Annotated in this window: 14 protein-coding genes and 1 tRNA gene; 7 read left to right on the top strand and 8 right to left on the bottom strand. The window is 63.2% G+C overall.

Annotated elements, in window-relative coordinates; translation table 11 throughout:
• From groL to M3B90_RS06625, 3 genes are all read right to left on the bottom strand, one after another.
• Nucleotides 1–1,630, bottom strand: a 1,630-nt coding sequence (gene groL / locus M3B90_RS06635) for a chaperonin GroEL (protein ID WP_259889238.1), incomplete at its 3' end; no start/stop codon positions are given.
• A gap of 315 nt (nt 1,631–1,945) precedes the next feature.
• Complete coding sequence (locus tag M3B90_RS06630) at nt 1,946–2,596, bottom strand: LytR C-terminal domain-containing protein (RefSeq protein WP_259889236.1); 651 nt, start codon at nt 2,594–2,596, stop codon at nt 1,946–1,948.
• 355 nt (nt 2,597–2,951) lie between these two features.
• On the bottom strand, nt 2,952–3,173 hold the full coding sequence (locus M3B90_RS06625; protein ID WP_259889235.1) for a DUF3263 domain-containing protein: 222 nt from the start codon (nt 3,171–3,173) through the stop codon (nt 2,952–2,954).
• A 36-nt stretch (nt 3,174–3,209) separates the two neighbouring features.
• Here M3B90_RS06625 and M3B90_RS06620 point away from each other — a divergent pair, with 36 nt between their 5' ends.
• The 3 genes from M3B90_RS06620 to M3B90_RS06610 all read left to right on the top strand — a co-directional run bounded on the left by M3B90_RS06620 (nt 3,210) and on the right by M3B90_RS06610 (nt 6,075).
• Nucleotides 3,210–3,902 carry a uracil-DNA glycosylase gene (locus M3B90_RS06620; protein WP_259889234.1) on the top strand — a complete coding sequence of 231 codons (693 nt, stop codon included), beginning with the start codon at nt 3,210–3,212 and terminating at the stop codon, nt 3,900–3,902.
• A 256-nt stretch (nt 3,903–4,158) separates the two neighbouring features.
• Complete coding sequence (locus tag M3B90_RS06615) at nt 4,159–4,878, top strand: TetR/AcrR family transcriptional regulator (protein WP_259889233.1); 720 nt, start codon at nt 4,159–4,161, stop codon at nt 4,876–4,878.
• A gap of 333 nt (nt 4,879–5,211) precedes the next feature.
• On the top strand, nt 5,212–6,075 hold the full coding sequence (locus M3B90_RS06610) for an endonuclease domain-containing protein (RefSeq protein ID WP_259889231.1): 864 nt from the start codon (nt 5,212–5,214) through the stop codon (nt 6,073–6,075).
• A 182-nt stretch (nt 6,076–6,257) separates the two neighbouring features.
• On the opposite strand, the gene M3B90_RS06605 is transcribed toward M3B90_RS06610, so the two are convergent.
• The 4 genes from M3B90_RS06605 to M3B90_RS06590 all read right to left on the bottom strand — a co-directional run bounded on the left by M3B90_RS06605 (nt 6,258) and on the right by M3B90_RS06590 (nt 11,660).
• On the bottom strand, nt 6,258–8,222 hold the full coding sequence (locus M3B90_RS06605; protein ID WP_259889229.1) for an NAD(P)/FAD-dependent oxidoreductase: 1,965 nt from the start codon (nt 8,220–8,222) through the stop codon (nt 6,258–6,260).
• Between the two features lie 199 nt (nt 8,223–8,421).
• Nucleotides 8,422–8,497: transfer RNA gene (locus M3B90_RS06600), tRNA-Thr, on the bottom strand.
• A 38-nt stretch (nt 8,498–8,535) separates the two neighbouring features.
• Entirely contained in the window at nt 8,536–9,348 is an 813-nt protein-coding gene (locus tag M3B90_RS06595) for a DsbA family protein (protein WP_259889228.1), read from the bottom strand.
• 80 nt (nt 9,349–9,428) lie between these two features.
• The gene (locus M3B90_RS06590; RefSeq protein ID WP_259889227.1) at nt 9,429–11,660 is read right to left on the bottom strand and encodes a serine/threonine-protein kinase; all 2,232 of its coding nucleotides are present in this window, start codon (nt 11,658–11,660) and stop codon (nt 9,429–9,431) included.
• 135 nt (nt 11,661–11,795) lie between these two features.
• On the opposite strand from M3B90_RS06590, the gene M3B90_RS06585 reads away from it, so the two are divergent.
• The 4 genes from M3B90_RS06585 to M3B90_RS06570 all read left to right on the top strand — a co-directional run bounded on the left by M3B90_RS06585 (nt 11,796) and on the right by M3B90_RS06570 (nt 16,946).
• Nucleotides 11,796–12,017: a heavy-metal-associated domain-containing protein gene (locus M3B90_RS06585; RefSeq protein WP_259889225.1), complete on the top strand. Its 222-nt coding sequence runs from the start codon at nt 11,796–11,798 to the stop codon at nt 12,015–12,017.
• A 48-nt stretch (nt 12,018–12,065) separates the two neighbouring features.
• On the top strand, nt 12,066–14,399 hold the full coding sequence (locus M3B90_RS06580) for a cation-translocating P-type ATPase (protein WP_259889224.1): 2,334 nt from the start codon (nt 12,066–12,068) through the stop codon (nt 14,397–14,399).
• A 61-nt stretch (nt 14,400–14,460) separates the two neighbouring features.
• Complete coding sequence (locus tag M3B90_RS06575; protein WP_259889223.1) at nt 14,461–15,126, top strand: AIM24 family protein; 666 nt, start codon at nt 14,461–14,463, stop codon at nt 15,124–15,126.
• A 368-nt stretch (nt 15,127–15,494) separates the two neighbouring features.
• Nucleotides 15,495–16,946: an FAD-dependent oxidoreductase gene (locus M3B90_RS06570; protein ID WP_259889222.1), complete on the top strand. Its 1,452-nt coding sequence runs from the start codon at nt 15,495–15,497 to the stop codon at nt 16,944–16,946.
• An 18-nt stretch (nt 16,947–16,964) separates the two neighbouring features.
• On the opposite strand, the gene M3B90_RS06565 is transcribed toward M3B90_RS06570, so the two are convergent.
• Nucleotides 16,965–18,176 (bottom strand): pyridoxal phosphate-dependent aminotransferase, encoded by a 1,212-nt coding sequence (locus M3B90_RS06565; protein ID WP_259889221.1) that lies wholly within the window; start codon nt 18,174–18,176, stop codon nt 16,965–16,967.
• Between the last annotated feature and the right edge of the window lie 199 nt (nt 18,177–18,375).

The following is an 18,375-nucleotide window of genomic DNA, read 5'->3' as shown; positions in this document are numbered from 1 at the left end:
TCATGCCGCCCATGCCTCCCATGGCGTCCATGTCGCCGCCCGCGGGAGCCTTGACGGGCTCCGGCTTATCGGCAACAACGGCCTCCGTGGTGAGGAACAAGCCAGCGATCGACGCGGCGTTCTGAAGGGCCGAACGGGTCACCTTGACCGGGTCGAGCACGCCAGCCTCAATAAGGTTCTGGTACTCACCGGTCGCAGCGTTGAGGCCCTCGCCCACGGGGAGCTGCTTGACCTTCGACGCGACAACGCCGCCCTCAAGGCCGGCGTTCGAGGCGATCTGCTTGAGCGGGGCCTCGATCGCGACCTGCACGATCGACGCACCGGTGGCCTCGTCGTCCTCGAGCGAGAGGGACGCAAAAGCATCCTTGCCAGCCTGGATCAGGGCCACGCCACCGCCGGCGACGATGCCCTCTTCCACAGCAGCCTTCGCGTTGCGCACGGCATCCTCGATGCGGTGCTTGCGCTCGTTGAGCTCGACCTCGGTTGCGGCACCCGCCTTAATGACGGCCACGCCGCCAGCGAGCTTCGCGAGGCGCTCCTGGAGCTTCTCGCGGTCGTAATCCGAATCCGACGCCTCGATCTCGCTGCGGATCTGCTTGACACGGCCAGCGATCTGCTCGCCGTCGCCGGCACCCTCAACGATCGTCGTCTCGTCCTTCGTGACAACAACCTTGCGGGCGCGGCCAAGCACATTAAGGTCGGCGGTCTCGAGCGAGAGGCCAACCTCCTCCGAGATCACGGTTCCACCGGTGAGGATCGCCATGTCCTGCAGCATTGCCTTACGGCGGTCGCCGAAGCCAGGGGCCTTCACAGCGACCGACTTGAACACGCCACGAAGCTTGTTCACGACGAGCGCGGGAAGCGCCTCACCGTCAACGTCCTCGGCGATGATCACGAGCGGCTTGTTGGCCTGGATGACCTTGTCGAGAAGCGGCAGAAGATCCTTGAGCTGCGACACCTTCGACGAGGTGAGAAGGATGTACGGATCCTCGAGAACAGTTTCCTGGCGCTCCGGATCGGTCACGAAGTAGGGCGAAATGAAGCCCTTGTCGAAACGCATGCCCTCGGTGAGCTCAAGCTCGAGGCCGGTCGTGTTCGACTCTTCGACCGTGATGACGCCTTCCTTGCCGACCTTGTCGAGGGCCTCGGCGATGAGCTCACCGATTGCCGGGTCTGCGGCCGAGATCGCGGCGGTGTTCGCGATCTGTTCCTTCGACTCAATCTCGACAGCCTGCGCGAGAAGCTTCTCGCTCACAGCGGCGACGGCCTTGTCGATGCCGCGCTTCAGGGCGATGGGGTTCGCGCCCGCGGCAACGTTGCGGAGGCCTTCCTTCACGAGGGCCTGCGCGAGAACGGTTGCGGTCGTCGTGCCGTCACCGGCGACGTCGTCCGTCTTCTTCGCGACCTCTTTGACGAGCTCCGCACCGATCTTCTCGTACGGATCCTCGAGTTCAATTTCCTTCGCGATCGACACGCCATCGTTCGTGATGGTCGGCGCGCCCCAGGACTTTTCGAGGACGACGTTGCGCCCCTTCGGCCCAAGGGTCACCTTCACGGCGTCAGCGAGCTGGTTCATGCCCCGCTCGAGGCCGCGGCGTGCTTCTTCGTCAAATGCGATGAGCTTTGCCATGAGTGGTAACTCCCAAAGTGTGTGAGTGTGCTCCAGCCAGGTGCCCGCGACGGACGAGCCTTGCCCTCCCCTTCACGTCTGGGTCGGTGGGGCTCTCACCTCACTGGAAAGCTCGCGGCGGCGCGGGTGGTGGAGGTCCGACGGTTGCCAAACCTCCGTTGTCACTCACGCCGTGCGAGTGCTAATCCATCATAAGCACTCTGAGGCGAAGAGTGCTAACGCTTGCTGAGAATTTCTCTGGGAGCGTGATGGCACACCTCCGCGGCGCCTCTCGAGACGCGCATCGCGGGGGCCATTGACGCGCTGCGGCAGTCTTTACTCGCCGTCGTCACCCTGCTCCGCGCCGTCAATTTCGGCGAGATCGCCGGGTTCATCAATAACGACGACCACGATATTCGCCTTGTATTTGTCACTTTGCTCAGCCTCGACTCCGACGTACTTCGCGAGGGCCTCGGCAGTCGCCTTGTCCTCGTCCCTCTTGTAGTAGACGCCAGCAGTCTTGGAGCGCTTGCCGGTGTCGGTATCGATGTGGGTCCAGCCCTGCTCCTCGAGAGCCTTCTGCCAGCGGCCAGCCATCCCTTGCTTTCGCTTGCCGTTCAGTAGGAGCACGGGCGCTTCACGGTTGGCCTCGACAGCGGGCTCTTCCGAAGGTTCTTCAGAGGCTGCACCTTCGTTGCCGCCGCTATCACTTGCTGCGGGGTCGTCGCTACCGTTCTCACCAGAATCGGCAGGCGCAGACACCGAGGAATCCACCGGAGCCGGCGTATTTTCACTGCCTTTGCCGAGACCCGAGACAGCCCAAAGCACGAGCGCGAGCGCCACAAGCGCCGCAACGATCACAATGATCGTTGAAAGGTTCCGCTTAAAGAACGGCTCCTCTGCGCGGTGAGCGCCATGTGCGCCCACCTGATCGGCCTCGCGGTCAAACTGGTCCGGTTCGTACGGGTACGTGCTCTGCTCTGCCACGAGGTCATTTTATCGGCAGCGGACCGCCGAACGCGCAATTACGGACACGGCGCGCCGCCCCACTCCAAGGTGTAGGTAACAGTGTTAGGTCTGTCATTTTTGGCTTGCCCCTGCACTTTTCTACACCCTAAGGGGGTCTCACTGCGCCCCGGGGGGCGCCTCTACACCTTGGAGGGGCCTCGGCACCCCAGCATCCACCTCCGCCATTCCAACCGCCGCCCCAAGACCCATCACCCACCTCTTCCATCGGTCGGAAAGGTGCGTCGAAAAAGACTAGAAATAGAAGACCAGCGCAGCCTTCATTGCACAACAGCGCACCACAAGGAGTTAAGGGGTAGGCGCACCGTGCACCACATTAGGAACGCGTACGCCCCAGCAACCGTCGGACCACACTTGGCGCATACCGCACCGCCGCCGGCTCCCGCATGAGTCGAACGAGCCGCGCGTGATAGCGAGCCGGGGTGAGGCCAGTGAACCGCAAAATATCGCGTTCCTTTGCGCCCGCACTGCGATACACGCGCGCCTCAAGATCAAGGATCGCGCGATCGGTTTCGCTCAGCTCTGGCTCATCAGTCATGGCGTCAAGTCTAGGTGCGCCCCGTACGCTGGTGGCATGAACGAGATCGCGCAGCCCCCGCTCACCGACATCATGGCCGCCGATTGGGCCGAAGCTCTCGCACGTGTCGAGCCGAACATCCGAGCCATGGGCGATTTCCTGCGTGCTGAGCTCGCTGCCGGACGCCGCTACCTGCCTGCCGGTGATCGGATTTTTCGCGCATTCGAAGCTCCGCTCGCAGACGTGCGGGTGCTCATCGTAGGCCAAGACCCCTACCCCACACCCGGCCACCCGATCGGTTTGAGTTTTGCCGTGGAGCGCGACGTGCGACCCCTGCCACGGTCACTCCAGAACATTTACCTTGAGCGCGAGGCAGACCTTGGCATTCCACCAAGTGAGCACGGGGATCTTTCAGCGTGGCAGAGTCAAGGCGTCATGCTTCTCAACAGGGCTTTGACGGTCGCACCGGGGGCGCCGGCGTCGCATCGAGGAAAAGGCTGGGAAGAGATCACGATGCGCGCGATCGAGGCCCTCGTGGAGCGCGGCGGTCCTCTCGTGGCGATCCTGTGGGGTCGCGACGCTCGCTCCCTTGCACCGATGCTTACCGAGGGCGGCGTGAGCGTGATCGAGTCTGCTCACCCCTCACCTTTATCTGCGCGTCGCGGGTTTTTTGGGTCCCGACCATTTTCGCGCGCAAACGCGCTATTGAGGGATCGAGGCGTCAGCGAAGTGGATTGGGCCACGCCATAGCAACCGTGCTTCATGAGGAAAACAACTCGGCGCGAGTGACCTCCACCACCAACTAACAAATCGCTAACACCACCGAAACTGCACCAACCGTTAAAGTTTTGGCAAAACTCCAGGCCTAACGCCCAAATGACCTTGTTTTGGTCGCCCAACTTTAGGAATTATCCCGGTTGCGCTCGTAGGATTAAGACCTATAGTTACGAAGTCGTTACACACCGAAAGTGCCGACATCTGCACACCTGATTGGAGTCCCACGGGCATGAACACTCCCCGCCATCACGACGAAGAGCTCCGTGTCGAGCTCATCGCAGCAGCGTCGAAGGCGCTCGCCAAGGGCGGTCCCGCGGCAGTTTCGCTTCGCGACGTATCCGCCGCATGCAACACGTCAACAACTGCCGTCTACTCCCTCTTCGGTGGGAAGAAGCAGCTCCTCGATTCCGTCGTCGTCACCTCCGCCGGTGACCTCGCCGCGCATCTCACCGAGGTGAGCCACGACCAGGATCCGGAAAACTACCTCGTGGCTCTCGGGATCGCCCTCCATGACTGGGCTGTCGAAAACCCGGAACTGTTCGACGTCATCTTCAATCAAGCTGACCAGGTCCCCGACCGGGCAGCCCAAGCCAACGGTGCACCGGGCACAGCGGGCACGAAGAAGTCCGACGTCACCTCTGGCTCAATCGGCACTGGCATCTCGCGCCGCGACAACCACCTACTCGCAGCATTTCGCGAACTCGGCACAAACATCGACGCATTCGAATCCATTGCTAAGCACCTCTCGAAGGCCATGACTGAAGGTCGCACGAAGTACGGTGCCACGAGCGACACTTCCCCCGAGGATGCCACGACACTCCTGCGCGCCGTGTGGGCGAGCGTCCACGGTTGGACCCATCTCGAGATTCAAGGCTTCATCGACGCGGCGGGCTTCAACGACTTCGTGCACGCAATGGTGAAGGCAGCGCTCAAGGCGAGCCGCGACTGATCCAGCTGCCCCTTTTCTTGCCCCATCTTTTCAGGGTGTAGAAAAACACATAGGTAACCTCTTAATCAAGTCACCTAACACCATTATCTACACCCTGATCGTGTGCGGGGGTCGAGCTAATAGTTGCCCAAACTTAAGCCAATCTCCCCGGCCGCTTCTTTTTGAGGGTGGAGAAAAAAGCACAGACAATCCCTCAATCGGCGCATCTGACACTGTTACCTACACCCGAAGTTTTTCGGCACTCACCACGGAGTCGCACTCCACAGCGACCAGCTATCCACCATGAGGTCTTCACCCCCGGCGCATCGCCGCCGTACGCGCCAATGTGGAGGCATGCATCCCAATCAACCAGCACCGATCTCCACAATCCACCAGTTGCAGGCCGCCGGCTGGACCGTCGAGACCCTCGATGCCGCACTTAAAACCGGCCAGATGATGTGCGTCGGCCGTCACGAGTACCTCCCGCGCAACGGCACACCGCCCATCGCTCTTGAGGCAGGGAGGCTTGGTTGTTGGGTGACCTGCTTCGATGCCCTGAGGCTCTACGGCCTCTGGATTCCCCCGATGGATCTCGAGAAGCGGCACTTCACCTCGACTCGACGGCGACTCGAATCCGGCCGTGCATCTGCGGACACCATCGGGCATCACAGGCATCTCCAGCGCAAACCGCACGAGACTGGCGGCATTGTCATGGGGCTCGAGGACGCACTCATCGAAGCCGTCAGGTGCGGAAGTCCCGAGCAAGCATTCATCGTGCTCGAGTCTGCCCTCGCCAAGCGGCTCATCACGGAAGACAGCTCGGCAAGAATCCTCGCAGGCGCCAGCAAGAGGAAAGCACAGAAAATCGGTACGCCGAGGTCACTCTCTGACTCGGGTACAGAGTCTGCCCTCGCCTTCCGACTCACGCGGAAGAACATCAAATTTCGCCAGCAAGTTGCCATCGAAGATGTGGGGAGGGTGGACATCCTCATCGGCAATTCGCTCGTCATTGAACTCGATTCATGGGAATTCCACGACGCCGACCGCACCGCTTACCATCGCGACCGTGCCCGCGATGCCGTCCTTACCGCTCGCGGCTACACGGTCGTGCGCCTCACCTACGAGCACGTCTTCTTCAAGTGGGAGAAGTATGAGCAGCTGCTCGACGAATTCATTCGCAACGGCTTGCACACACGCCCGGTTCGAGGACACGCATGAGGTCCGACGGAGGCCGGGTCACCGTCGGACCCCACATGTCTAAGCGCCCCACCACATTGAGGGTGTAGAAAACTGCTTAGGGGAACCCAGATCAAGTCCATTACGCCGTTTTTCTACACCCTGAACGAGGTCCAGCACGAGCCTATGCCCGCGCTTGCGCGCACGGTGCAACGGCGCATATTTCAGGCGTCGAGGCCCACGCGGTAGCCCGATGCCACCGCCTGCGCTACCTTTGCCACCTTGGACACGTCGCCCGCGGTGCGGAAATCGACGCCCGCCGCCTCGAGCTCGGTTGCGAGCGTGTTCTCGCTACGCATACCGATCGCGAGCACAAAGGTCTCAGCCTCGACGTTCACCTGGGAACCGTCGGCCTCGAAAACCGCACCCGTGCCGTTCACCTCCACGAGGCGGTGCCCCGTGAGCATCGGAACCCCAGCTTTCTTGAGCTTCGAGGTCACCGAAATGAGGTTCATGTGGAATGCGCCCGCGCCGAGCTGAGGAGCCATCTCATAGACGGCGACCTCGCCACCGCGTGCGGCGATGAGCTCCGCGGTCTCGAGGCCCGTCATACCCGAGCCCACAACGATCGCACGGCCGCGCACCTCGCGCGTACCGCCGAGCACGTCAATCGCGTCGACCACGTTCTCGCCGTCAAGACCGGGGATGGGCGGCACAACCGGAACGGCCCCCGTCGCCACGATTACCGCATCGGCACCGAACTCGCGCACCTCGTCGGCGCCGAAGCGCGTCGAGAGTCGCACGTCAACGCCAGCCTGCTCGAGGCGACGCTCGTAGTTCTCCACGAGCCAGCCCATCGGTTCCTTGCCGGGAGGGTTCGTGCCGGGCACGACCTGGCCACCGAGCGTATCTTCGGCCTCGACGAGCGTGACCTTCGCGCCGCGCTTCGCGAGCGTTTCCGCGGCTTCACAGCCCGCGGGGCCGCCACCGATCACGAGGGCCGTGCGCCCTTCGGCATTGCGCTCGGGTTCGATCGCAAACTCCGATTCGAAGCCGCAGCGCGGATTGACGGCACACTCGACGTGGCCGCCCGAGAAGAGCGCCTCGAAGCAGTACATGCAGCCGATGCAGCGCGTGATGTCGGCGTCGCGGCCCTCGATGGCCTTGATGCCCCACTGCGGATCGGCAAGCCACGAGCGGCCCATCGCGATGAGGTCCACGAGGCCGTCGTTCAGCATCTTTTCTGCCTGCTCCGGCTCACGAACAATCGACACACCCATGACCGGAATTTTCACGGCGTCGCGCACGGCACGAATGAGCGGGTCGCGCCAGTTGCGGGGCGTGTTCACGGGCTCGATCACGGTCACGCCGGTCTCGTACGTGCCCGACGACACCGAAATCAGGTCGGCACCGTGCTCCTCGCACACCTTGGCGATCCGCGCGCCGTCGGCAACCTCGTTACCCACACCGGGCATGCCGATCAGGTCGTAGCACTGCGAAATCGAAAGACGCACCGAGATCGGGAAGTCCGGGCCCACAACCTCGCGCACGCCATCGAGAATCTCCACGAGGAAACGGCAGCGATTCTCGAACGAACCGCCGTACTCATCCTCGCGCTTATTGGTGCGAGGCGAGAGGAACTCGTCAACGAGGTAGCCGTGAGCGCCGTGGATCTCCACGCCGTCCGCACCGGCTTCCTTCGCGCGGCGCGCGCCGTTGATGAAGTCCTGCACGAGGCTCTTCACTTCTTCGTTTTCGAGGGCACGCACGGGGGCCTTGGTGAGCTCGGATCGCACGGCGGAGGGTCCGACGGTGACCTGCCCCTTATTGAGCTGGGGAAGGCCCTGGTTGCCGGGGTGCTGGAGCTGAAGAAAAACCTTTGATCCGCGCGCGTGCACGGCCTCGATGGCCTCGGCCAGCTGTGGAACGAGCTCGTCGCGCGTCACGGAGAGCTGCTTCGGGGTTCCGGCGCCGTGCTCATCATTCACGCGGGTGATCTCGGTGATGAGGAGGCCGCAACCGCCTTCGGCGCGCTCGAGCCAGTACTTGAGGAGGCGCGGGCCAACGGTTCCATCCGGGTTCGCAAGATCGCTTCCCATGGGAGTCATCACGAGACGATTGGGGATTTCCACCGTGTTGATCGTGAACGGGGTGGCGAGCGTGCGCTCGACCTGCGGCGTTGCGGTCATGAGGGGGTCCTTTTCCTGTGTCGGTTGCCACTAGTCACTTGTGACTCACACTACGCCCCTACCTCCCTAGAAAAGGGGACTTTCGACGAATCGCGCCACCCCCGCGCGTATCCCCCTCGACCTGACGCTCGTTATTCCCAAAATGGCAAAAGAAAACCCAGGCCTGACGACGTAATGTCGTGCCGACCTGGGCTTCTAGTGGAGCTGAAGATGGGGCTCGAACCCACGACCTGCTGTTTACAAGACAGCTGCTCTACCAACTGAGCTACTTCAGCGTTGCGGCACTCGCACCACTATAGCGTGCGCCGCGAGTTTACTTACCGGAATCGCTCGCCCCGCCAGCGTCGCTCGCGCCGGGAGAGCCCGAGGAGGACACGGCTTCCTTCAAAGCTCCCGGCTGCTGCCAGGCACCGTCGGATCCCCACTCCTTTCCGTTGATAATCACGGCTGGAGTTGCGCGCGCAAGTTTTGCAGCGGCAGGTTCAAGCACATCGGTCGCATAACGGCGGAATTTCTGATCCTTGATGCACGAGATCGTGGCGTCTTTCGCGCCGGCTTCCTTCGCGTACTTTTCAAGCTCCCTGTCGTTCAGCCCGGGGCCGCCCTCGGCAGGCTGGTTCGCGAAGAGGAGCTCGTGGAACTTGAGGAATACCTCAGGGGAATCCTCGTACGTGCACACGGCAGCGCCGCCCGCGCGGGCGGAGTACTGCGTGGTCGACATCTTTTCGGAAAGGAAGGTGCGCACGTGGAAGTTCACGGTCGCATCGCCATTTTCGATCATCTCGTGGAGGTCGCCGCTGTTGATCTGTTCGAAGTTGCCGCAGAACGGGCACATGTAGTCGAAAACGACGTCGACTACAGGCTTCGTGTCGTCGGCCTTGAAGGAGAGCATCGGCTCGTCCTTGCTAATCGATGTCGGCTGGTTGAGCTCGAGATCGGGCTCGGGCGCGTACTCCTGGTAGAGGAGGTAGCCGAGGCCGGCGACAAGGGCGAGCGCTACGACCACGATTGCCGCGATGACCGCGGTACGCACACGCTTTTGGCGGCTCAGCTCTTTTTCGCGTTGTTTGCGAAGTTCCACTCGTTGCGCTTCGCGCACCTCTTGAGCTGAGGACTTCTCGGCCATGTCTCCTCCGGAAAGGTCAAATCACGAAGTGATCGGGATGTTTACCGCGTGCCATCCTAGCGGACACGAGCGCAAATGCTTCATCGCCTCCAGGGTGAAATGTCTTCGAGACGGAACTCACCCACGTAGGGGAAGTAGTCAATTGTGCCACCGCGTGAGGCGATCGTGAAACACACTGCTGCGATAAGCACGATCAGAAGGACCGCGATCACCGCGGTCCACAGCCCGCTCGGTGCTGCTGCGTGCACGAGTCGATGCCCCCCGAATCGCGTCGTGCGCGCACCGATCCCCCACCACAGGGACAAGGTCGTCAGCCCAACGAGGACACCCGCGTAGATCGCGTAGTGCACCTGGAAGTGCGTGAGCCACACGAGTGCAGCGTCGATCGCGAGCAGAACGCCTGCCGTGACAATCACCGGAATGAGGGCCTGAAGAAGAGCTTCGAGCAGCGCGCCAATGTAGCGGGGAACCGCCAAGAGCACGGCAGCGGTTGTGATGCTCCCGGCCCCCTTCCCCCTGTCTTGGCCCTTTTCTTTCGCGATCCATGAGCGCTGCCAGGTGCGCGCGAAAGCTGTCATCAGCACGAGCAAGATCAGTGCTGCGAGCGGCACAAGTGCGCCAAAAGCCGTGAACAGAACCATGCCGAGTAAAACGAGAACGGTACGCCGTTCCGGTTCACGCAAGTGATATGGCACGGGCGCCGGCATGAACCCCTGAGGCGGCACTCCGTACCCTTGCGCGCCGTAAGGTCCAGGCTGGACGGCCTGGTAAGGGGCCTGATGGTATGGGCCCTGAGGGCTTGGTCCGAGGTTCTGCGGAGCAGGATCCGACGGTTGCCAGCTCGGCATCGCTCCCCCGTGGTGGGGGGCTGCCGGTCCCGTGGGGGGCGCCGCGGGGGTTGAGATGGGCGCAAATTTCGCTGTGGGTGTTTCATCGTGGACGGGTATGACCTGGGTCGGCTCTTCGTCGGCCACATCCCACTCATCGGTATCACCCTCGTCATAGGGGCTTCCCTCGCTACCCGGGGCGGGCGAACCAGCCCCCTCCCATTCCTTAACACCTTCCCCAACCCCTTTCCCAATCCCTTTCCCCTCTGGATTGAGGTAGCTATTCGGCTGTAATGGCGCGGTGGCCTCGGGGTCAGTGGGAGGCGTCGGAGTTGAAACATCCGCGAAAGCCGAACTAGCCGCGCTCGACCCGCCCGACTGGGCCAAACCGGACGAGCCCGTCACGGCCGCAGCGCCTCCCAACCCTGCGGCTCCTGCAGCATTCAGCTCGGCGGGTTTCACACGTTTACCTACGTCAATCTGAGAGGGGTGGGGGGAGGAGGAAGCGTCGGAGGGGCGGGAGGGGGAGGAGCCGGAAGAAGTGGCCTCCCGACCCACCGGGTCGTATCCCCCAGTTCCCCACACCAGAGGATTCTCGAGCGCCTCGATGAGCTGCTCGGGCGGCGTGCGGTCGCCAGGCTCCGGTGCAAAGGCCCCCTCGAACCATGCGATGCATGGCTCGGGTAGCCCTTCGAGGCTCGGGCCACCCCACATGGCGTTGCTGTAGACACTGTGCAGGCGCGACTTACCGAAGGGCGGGAAACCAGTCGCGGCGTGCGCGAGCATCGCTGCCCAGGCCCACCAGTCGGCGGCGGCGTCCACGGTGTTGTGGCTGATGACCTCGGGGGCAAGGTAGGCGATCGTGCCCATCATGAGGCCGGTCGAGGTCATGCGCGATTCTTCCGCGGCCTGCGCAATGCCGAAGTCGATGATGACGGGGTCGATCGGGTCGAAATCGAAGTCGACGTTCGGCCCGTTGACATTGCGGAGCATGATGTTGCTTGGCTTGAGGTCGCGATGCACCACACCCTTGTCGTGCACCTCGAGGAGTGCCCTTCCGAGAGGCAGGGCAATGTTGCGGACGTGCTCGAGGGAGAGATACCCCCACTGGTCGATCACCTGCTGAAAGGTGGGTCCGGGGATGTACTCGGTGACGAGAAAAGCGACGTCGAGATCGAATTCGGCGTCGAGAACTCGCGAGACATTCGGGTGATTGACGCGTTGCAGGGCGCGCATCTCACGGCTCAAGCGGGCACGGGCATGTTCATCGCCCGCGATTTCGGGGCGCAGAACCTTGAGAGCAACGTCGAGGCCAGCCGCATCCGTTGCGCGATACACGATGCCCATGCCGCCGCTGCCGATGCGCTCTTGGAGCGTGTATCCGGAGTCGGCGAGCATTTCACGAAGGTGCGAATCGTAGAAACTGGGGCGGCGCTGAGGTTGGCTTTCGCCAAAATGTTCGCTTGGGCTCGTGGGGGTGCTCATGCGCCCCATGCTACCGATCCGGGAATTCGTCGCCCTGAAGCTGCGGATACCCCTTGAATCTCATACCCCTAGGGGGTATCGTGGATGCGTGGCGCCCACCGCGCCCACGCAGACAACGACAATAAGGAGCACACCATGACCACCTCGACATTCAAGATCACTGGCCTGACGTGCGGGCACTGCGTCAACGCCGTCAAGGAAGAGGTTTCGGAACTCGCGGGCGTCGAGAGCGCCGAGGTTGACCTCGTCAAGGGCGGCGAATCGACCCTAACGATCGAAGCGGATCGCGCCCTCACGAAGGCCGACATCACCCCCGCAATCGAAGAAGCCGGCGAAAGCTACGCGATCATCGGATAACCCCCTCCCGAACACCTCCCCCACCCGCACAAACCCGCGAAGGCCCCCGTGACCAGCACCAAACCACCTACCGAACCGCGAACCGTCACCCTCGACGTCACCGGCATGACGTGCGCAAGTTGCGTTGCGCGCGTCGAGAAGAAGCTGCGGCGCGTGGGCGAGGTCGATGCGGTCGTGAACCTCGCGCTCGAACGCGCGAGCGTGCAGGTGAATGACCCATCCATCACGGATGCGCAGCTCGTCGAAGCCGTAGAGAAAGGTGGCTACGGGGCACACGTGCGAGAGGCAGCTACCGAAAGCACAACCAACGCAGGTCCGGACACGAGCGCCGAGGAACGCGCCGCGCGCGACAAGCGCGAAACGCTGAACCGCACGATCCTCGCGGCAATCCTCTCCACGCCGATCTTCCTCATCTCGATGATCCCGCCGCTCCAGTTTCCAGGCTGGCAGTGGGCGATGCTCGTCCTCGCAACGCCTGTCGTGCTGTACTGCGGTGCCCCATTCCACCGCGCGACCTGGGTGAACATCAAGCACGGTGGCTTCACGATGGACACGCTCGTCACGATGGGCACGTTCGCCGCCTATCTGTGGTCGATTTGGGCGCTCCTTTTCGGGGGCGCGGGCGAGATCGGCATGCAGATGGACATGAGTCTCGGCGCAGCCTTCAGCCGGGGCGACCACGGCGCGCACGAAATCTACTTTGAATCGGCGGCGGTCATCACGACCCTCGTGCTCGTGGGTCGCTACGCGCAGGCTCGTGCCATCCACCAGTCGAGCGCGGCGATCCGCTCGCTGCTCGATCTTGGCGCGAAGAGGGCCACCATCGTGGAGCTTCGGTCCGACGGCACCACCGCCGAAGTCGAGATCCCGATCGGCAAGGTGCGCGTCGGCGACGTGTTCGTCGTGAGACCCGGGGAGAAGATCGCGACTGACGGCGTGATCCTCGAGGGCTCCTCCGCGATCGACCGCTCGATGCTCACGGGCGAAAGCGTACCCGAGGAGGTGAGCGCGGGAAGCGAGGTCGCCGGCGCGACCGTCAACACCACGGGCCGACTTCTCGTACGCGCGACGCGCGTGGGTGCCGACACCGAGCTCGCCCATATCGCGAAGATGGTCGAGGACGCGCAAGCCTCCAAAGCTCCAGTGCAGCAGCTCGTCGACAAGGTCGCGAGCATCTTCGTGCCCGTCGTCATCGTGCTCGCCGTCCTCACGCTCATCGCGTGGCTTGCCCTCGGCAACACCGCCGAGCAAGCATTCACCGCGGCCGTTGCCGTGCTCATCATCGCGTGCCCGTGCGCACTCGGCCTCGCGACACCTACGGCGATCATGGTAGGCACGGGACGGGGCGCCGAGCTCGGCATCCTCATTCGCTCGGCGAGCACGCTCGAAGCCTCGCGCGAAATCGCGGCTATCGTTCTCGACAAGACCGGCACGCTCACGAGCGGCGCGATGCGCGTGCACTCGGTAACGCCGGCGAGCGGCTGGAGCGAAGAGGAGGTTCTTGCGCTCGCGGGCGCCGCCGAATCTGGCTCGGAGCACCCCATCGCGCGGGCGATCGTCGAGGCTGCGGGCAGCGGTAGCGCTGCGCTCATCCTCGAGGAGGCTCAGGCGCACGCCGGTCGGGGAATCACGGCGCGCGTGAGCGGGTCGCTCGGTGAGCGTAAAGGCCCGTGGGAGATTGACATCTCTGCGTTCTCCGACGCTGGCCAAGCAAGCGTCGGAACCGAAAACCCGAGCGCACCCGCCCTGCCAGCACCCCTCTCCGCTTCCCTCCGCGAAGCCGCGCAGGCGGGGCACACGACCTCCCTCGTGCGCGTCAACGGCGAGGTTGCGGGGCTCGTGCGCGTGAGCGACACCGTGAAGCCCGAAGCGACGAAGGTCGTTGAGGAGATTCGCGCGCTCGGCATCGAGCCCGTCATGGCTACGGGCGACAACCCCGCTGCGGCGCGGCACATCGCGCGCGAGGTCGGCATCGAGAAGGTCCATGCGTCACTCACGCCTGCGGCGAAGCTCGAACTCGTGCGATCACTTCGCAGCGAAGGCTCGAGCGTAGCCATGGTGGGCGATGGCATCAATGACACCGCGGCCCTCGCCGAGGCTGATCTCGGCTTCGCGATGGGCACGGGCACCGATGCCGCAATGAACTCGGGCGACATCGTGCTCGCCGGTGGCGACATTGCACAAATCCCCACCGCGATTCGGCTTTCGCGCGCGTGCGTGCGCACGATCCGCTGGAACCTGTTCTGGGCATTCATCTACAACGTCATCGCGATCCCGCTCGCCATGATCGGCCTTCTCGGCCCCGTGATCGCGGCCGCCGCGATGGCGTTTTCGAGCGTTTTCGTCGTGAGCAACTCGCTTCGCCTCAAACGATTCCAATAACAATTGTTCTGATCTCATGACCTCCAGGAAAGTGGGAGCCGCCACAACCTATGGTGAGGGCATGAGATCTGAACTCTTTTCACCTGAGCACCAAGAAGTCCAGACCCAAGACCGCTGGGCACTCCAGTCCAAGCGCATGCTGCGCTGCCGTCTTAACCCGGGCGCACCCGAGATCGTCTCCTCCGCGGGCGCCATGGTCGCCTACCAGGGCGAGATGAAGTTCAAGTACCAGGGCTCGGGCGGCGGCATGAGGCTCGTGAAGAAGATGGCCACGGGCGAGGGCGCCAACATGATGCGCACCACCGGCAATGGCGAGATCTTCTTCGCGAAGAACGGCTCGCAAATCTTCCTCATTCAACTCGAGGGCGAAGCCCTCTCGCTCAATACAACGAAGATGCTCGCGTTCGACTCGAGCATCGAATGGGACATCAAGATGATCGGCGGCGGCCTCGGCGCAGGTCTCGTCGCGGGCGGCTTTACCAACCTTTTTCTCCAGGGCCACGGCATGGTCGCGATCACCTCGCACGGCGAGCCTCTTCTTCTCGACTGCTCGCAGCAGCCCACGTACGTGGACCCGCAGGCGGTCGTGTGCTGGTCGGCGAACCTCCAACCGCAGATCAAGAACGACTTCAACGCGGGCGCGCTCATCGGCCGCGGCTCGGGTGAAACCTTCCAGCTCGCCTTCCACGGCCCCGGCTTCGTGATCGTGCAGCCGGCCGAGTACTAAACCTTCGCTAAGTCGGCCGGGCACGCCCCTAGAGGCGTGCTCGGGCGCCCCGCCTCGCCCCGACCCGAACCGAAAAGCACGACAACTGTATGAGGGTGGAGAAAAGTGACCAGGCATGCCTCGAATCAGGGGCGTCGCGTCATTTTTCTCCACCCTCAAGCATGTGTGCATGCACGTGGGGCGAACTGAGGAGAGGGCAACCGTCGCACTTCGCCCCCGTGACCGCCCCTTTGACCACACTGCCCAATCTCCGCGCGCTGCTCACACCTCCCTCGCCCGGGGGACGCTTTAACGCTAGTCTCGAGTGTCGAAAAGCCCGCGGCGCAATAGGCGCGCTGCACGCACACCCGCCGAGCATAAGGACCTCCGTGACCAGCACTTTCACAGACATCCCGTTTCGCATCGCCGTGATTGGCTCCGGCCCGGCCGGCGTGTATGCGGCGGAGACGTTCAACAAGACGCCGCATGCGAAGAAGGGGCGCCTGAAGATCGAGGTCGATATCTTCGATGCGCTCCCGACACCGTTTGGACTCATCCGCTACGGCGTCGCGCCCGACCATCCGCGCATCAAGGGCATCACGACCGCGCTCCACCGTATCCTCGATCGCCGCGATATGCGTTTCTTCGGCAACGTCGCGTTTGGAAAAGATCTGAGTATCGAGGACCTCCGCGAACGTTACGACGCGATCATTTTCGCGACCGGCGCCCTCAAGGACGCCCAGCTCGACATCCCAGGAATCGACCTCGAGGGCAGCCTCGGCGCTGCCGATTTCGTCGCGTGGTACGACTCCAACCCCGATTACCCGCGCGAGTGGAACCTCGATGCCGAATCCGTCGCCGTGATCGGCAATGGCAACGTCGCGCTCGACGTGTCGCGCATGCTCACCAAGAGCGCCGACGAACTTCTCTCGACCGAGATCGCCGACAACGTGTACGAGGGCCTCAAGGCCTCCCGGATCACCGACGTACACGTGTTTGGTCGCCGCGGCCCCGCACAGGCCAAATTCTCCCCGCTCGAAACGCGCGAGCTCGCCCATCCGAAGGGCGTGCAGGTCGTTGTAGACGAACGCGATTTCGCTCAGATCACCGATGAGGAATGGGAGCGAATCCGCTCGGATAAACGCATCGATCAGGTCGTAAGCACGTTCGAGAGCTGGCTCGAGGCGCAAAAAGAGCGCGAGACGAGCGGGGCAGAGCCCACAGATCGCGATGGTGGTGAGGTGAAGCGTCGGCTCCATCTTCATTTCTGGCACCGCCCCGTGGAGGTGCTCGGCGAGAACGGCCGCGTGACCGGCATGCGGTTCGAACGCACGCGTCTCGCGGAGGATGGCTCGCTCGAGGGCACGGGCGAGATGGTCGAGTACGACGTGCAGCAGGTCTACCGCGCCGTCGGCTACTTCGGCTCGGAGTTGCCCGGGGTTCCCTATGACCCGGTGCGCGGCGTTATCCACAACGACGAGGGCCGTGTCACGACCGCCGAGGGCGCTGTTGTGCCCGCGTGCTACGCGAACGGCTGGATCAAGCGTGGGCCCGTGGGCCTCATCGGCGCCACGAAATCCGACGCGATCGAGACCGTCACCCACATGATCGAAGACATCGAAGGTGGCGTGCTCGAGCCGTGCGCCGACCGCGATCCCGATTCGATCGTGCGCCTACTGAACGAGCGCGGCATTCGCTACGTCGACTGGGACGGGTGGCTGCGCCTACACGAACACGAGATCCAGGCGGGTGCGAAGCGGAAGGATTCCGACGGTAACGCACGCCCATCGCTCAAGGAGATCGACCGCGAGCAGATGATCCGGATTGCGCGCGGCGAATAACCGGCGCACCACACGCTGCTAGCGGCGGATGCTCGCGAGGTAGTCGGCGATACGGTCGATCGCGTTCTCGAGCACGTCCGCGTCGGGCAGGGTCACGACGCGGAAGTGGTCGTGCGTGGGGATGTTGAATCCCGTGCCTTTTGTGATGAGGATTTTCTTCTGGCGAAGCAGGCCGAGTGCGAATTCTTCGTCGTCCTCGATCTTGTACATGTCGAGGTCGATCTTCGGGAACATGTAGAGCGCCCCCTTCGCCTTGTTGACGCTTACGCCGGGGATCCGTGCGAGGGCCTCGTAGGCGACATCGCGCTGCTCACGCAGCCGACCACCTGGGGCCACGAGGTCTTTGATCGTTTGATAGCCGCCGAGCGCAGTGGGGATCACGTGCTGCGCGGGAGCATTGGCGCATAGGCGCATGTTCGAGAGCATGTCGAGGCCCTCGATGAAGCCTTTGGCATGTTCTTTCGGCCCGTACAGCGCCATCCAGCCGGCACGGAAACCCGCGACCCGGTAGGCCTTGGACAGGCCGTTGTAGGTGATCGTGAAGAGGTCGGGGGCGAGCGAGGCGATCGAGGTGTGGGTCGCGTCGTCGTAGAGGATCTTGTCGTAGATCTCGTCGGCGAGGATCATGAGCCCGTGCTTGCGGGCGATGTCGACTATGCCCGTGAGGTTCTCTTTCGTGTACACCGCACCGGTGGGGTTATTGGGGTTGATGACGACGATGGCTTTGGTGCGGGGCGTGACCTTGTCGGCGATGTCGGTGAGGTCGGGCAACCAGTCGTTATCTTCATCGAGGCGGTAGTGCACGGGAGTCCCGCCCGCGAGGGTGACACACGCGGTCCACAGCGGGTAGTCGGGCATGGGGATGAGCACCTCGTCGCCGTCGTTGACGAGTGCTTGAGCGGTGAGCTGGATCAGCTCGCTCACTCCGTTGCCGAGGTAGATGTCGTCGAGGTGGAGCCCTGGCAGGCCGCGGGTTTGGTAGTGCTGGGCAACGGCGCGACGGGCCGCGACGATGCCTTTGGAATCGGTGTAGCCCTGGGAGACGTGAGCCTGGCGGATGAAGTCGACGAGGATCTCGTCGGGCGTTTCGAAGCCGAACGGCGCGGGGTTGCCGATGTTGAGCTTGAGAATGCGGTGCCCCTCGTTCTCCATGCGCGCGGCCTCGTCGAGGACCGGCCCGCGGATGTCGTAGAGGACGTTCTGTAGCTTCGCCGCCTGCGTGAATTCCATGTCGCCGAGTGTAACCCCAAGCGCAATCCCCCATCGTATAGGTGGAGAAAACTGCATGGGGATGCCCGAAATCAGGGGTGCAATGTCGTTTTTCTCCACCCTGAACGGGAGGTAGACGCGCGTTTATTTTGGTGTGAAAATAAGTGGGTCACGGACGACCCTGAGCACATACGAGCACAGCACACACGAGCACAAAGGA

Source organism: Dermabacter sp. p3-SID358, from assembly GCF_025147465.1.
In the GTDB taxonomy this organism is placed as follows: Bacteria; Actinomycetota; Actinomycetes; order Actinomycetales; family Dermabacteraceae; genus Dermabacter.
The sequence above is the reverse complement of the archived record's forward strand: the minus strand, read 5'-3'. Positions and strand labels throughout refer to the sequence as shown.

Coding starts and splice junctions, on each gene's coding strand:
- M3B90_RS06625 (WP_259889235.1), bottom strand. CDS start 3,173: ATGACTGATGAGCCAGAGCTGAGCGAAACCGATCGCGCGATCCTTGAT.
- M3B90_RS06620 (WP_259889234.1), top strand. CDS start 3,210: ATGAACGAGATCGCGCAGCCCCCGCTCACCGACATCATGGCCGCCGAT.
- M3B90_RS06615 (WP_259889233.1), top strand. CDS start 4,159: ATGAACACTCCCCGCCATCACGACGAAGAGCTCCGTGTCGAGCTCATC.
- M3B90_RS06610 (WP_259889231.1), top strand. CDS start 5,212: ATGCATCCCAATCAACCAGCACCGATCTCCACAATCCACCAGTTGCAG.
- M3B90_RS06605 (WP_259889229.1), bottom strand. CDS start 8,222: ATGACCGCAACGCCGCAGGTCGAGCGCACGCTCGCCACCCCGTTCACG.
- M3B90_RS06595 (WP_259889228.1), bottom strand. CDS start 9,348: ATGGCCGAGAAGTCCTCAGCTCAAGAGGTGCGCGAAGCGCAACGAGTG.
- M3B90_RS06590 (WP_259889227.1), bottom strand. CDS start 11,660: ATGAGCACCCCCACGAGCCCAAGCGAACATTTTGGCGAAAGCCAACCT.
- M3B90_RS06585 (WP_259889225.1), top strand. CDS start 11,796: ATGACCACCTCGACATTCAAGATCACTGGCCTGACGTGCGGGCACTGC.
- M3B90_RS06575 (WP_259889223.1), top strand. CDS start 14,461: ATGAGATCTGAACTCTTTTCACCTGAGCACCAAGAAGTCCAGACCCAA.
- M3B90_RS06565 (WP_259889221.1), bottom strand. CDS start 18,176: ATGGAATTCACGCAGGCGGCGAAGCTACAGAACGTCCTCTACGACATC.